This window comes from Bradyrhizobium sp. SZCCHNPS1003, assembly GCF_032381555.1.
GTDB lineage: Bacteria > Pseudomonadota > Alphaproteobacteria > Rhizobiales > Xanthobacteraceae > Bradyrhizobium.
Map to the genome: position 1 here is coordinate 1 of NZ_JAUHIU010000050.1, position 1,363 is coordinate 1,363.

Below are 1,363 nucleotides of genomic sequence, written 5' to 3' on the forward strand. Positions count from 1 at the left end.
AAGTGAGACACGATAATTTCTGTGACAGTGGGGTTGCCACGACGACTATCGTGCCTTGTTTTGCGCGAACGCGGCTTCGAACTCAATAGGCGATCGATAGCCGAGCGCCGAGTGCAGGCGCTCCTTGTTGTAGACATCCGCAATGAAGCTATCGATCCGGCGGCGAGCGTCTCTTATGTCGGAGAACGCCTTGCCGTTGACCTCCTCGGCCTTGAGCGTCTTCATGAAGCTCTCAGCCTTGGCGTTGTCGAAGGGGTTGCCCGGCCTGCTCATGCTGATCGTGATGTCGCGATCCGCTAATATTTGGCGATAGGCGATTGACGCGTATTGCACGCCGCGGTCGGAATGGTGGATCAGGCTGCTGCGTTGCGGCTTGCGGGCCTCGATGGCCTTGTTCAATGCTGCAATCGCGAGCGAGGCATTGAGCGTGTTCTCGAAGGCCCAGCCAACCGCCTTGCGCGAGAAGGCATCGAGGATGACCGCGAGGTAGGCGAAGGTCGTGGCGAGATGGACGTAGGTGATGTCTGCGACCCAGATCTGATCGGGAGCGGACGGCACCAGGCCGCGCACCAGATTGGGCACCACGACAATGTCCCTTGGTCGCTCTGCAGGCGGCTTCAGGAATGGCGCCTTGCGCTGTGCGAGAAGATTGTCCTCGCGCATGAGCCTGAGCACCTTCTTAGCATTAACGACCATGCCTTTACGTCGGATGGTGGCCGTCACGCGCCGGTAGCCGTAGAACGGATGCTTCAGGCAAATGCGTTGGATCTGATCGCGCAGCTCGCAGTCGGCAGTCTCACGACTGCGTTTGTTGAGATGCCGGTAATAGGTCGCGCGTGGCAGGCCGGCCAGACCGCAGAGCCGTTGCACGTCGGCGTGGGACTCCGTTGCCTCCGATGTCATGGCTTGGATGACTTCGATGATGCGGGTGCGGGTCCGCCTTGCGCTGCCGGCCGCTCCAATGCGCGCAAGGCTTGCCGAAAAAAATCGAGATCCATCTGCTGACGGCCGACAAGCCGTTCGAGTTCGGCGATGCGAGCATTTGCGCGCGTCAGCGCAGACCGCTTGTCGTCATAGGTTGCCGTAGCTTTGAGCTTCCGGGGGCCGGGCTTCGGCCCTCGCTTGCGGTTCAATCCCTCGGGTCCTTGCGCCTTCCAGGCCTTGATCCAGTCATGCAGGATCTTGCGAGATATCCCAAGCTCGCGAGCCACAGGCAGAACGCCTTCGCCTCGCTCGACGCGCTTGATCGCCTTCAGTTTGTAAGCCGTCGGAAACTGACGGTTCTTCCCTCTTGCTGCCACAGGTCATCCTCGAAATGCCTGTCACAGAAATTATCGTGTCTCACTTAAGGGGTGCAGTCCAG

The 1,363-nt window shown here is 59.9% G+C and carries 2 protein-coding genes; both read right to left on the minus strand.

The genetic code is table 11. The features are described 5' to 3' along the window. Window positions 1-45: 45 nt before the first annotated feature. A complete protein-coding gene (locus QX126_RS33510; RefSeq protein WP_315757083.1) occupies window positions 46-903 on the minus strand; it encodes an IS3 family transposase in 858 nt (285 codons plus the stop codon). Further along, window positions 900-1,301 carry a helix-turn-helix domain-containing protein gene (locus tag QX126_RS33515; RefSeq protein ID WP_315705390.1) on the minus strand — a complete coding sequence of 134 codons (402 nt, stop codon included), beginning with the start codon at window positions 1,299-1,301 and terminating at the stop codon, window positions 900-902. The genes QX126_RS33510 and QX126_RS33515 overlap by 4 nt, the downstream gene beginning before the upstream one ends. Window positions 1,302-1,363: the final 62 nt, after the last annotated feature.

Bases quoted from the DNA above. Each gene is read 5' to 3' on its own strand.
- QX126_RS33510 (WP_315757083.1), bottom strand. From the start codon at position 903: ATGACATCGGAGGCAACGGAGTCCCACGCCGACGTGCAACGGCTCTGC.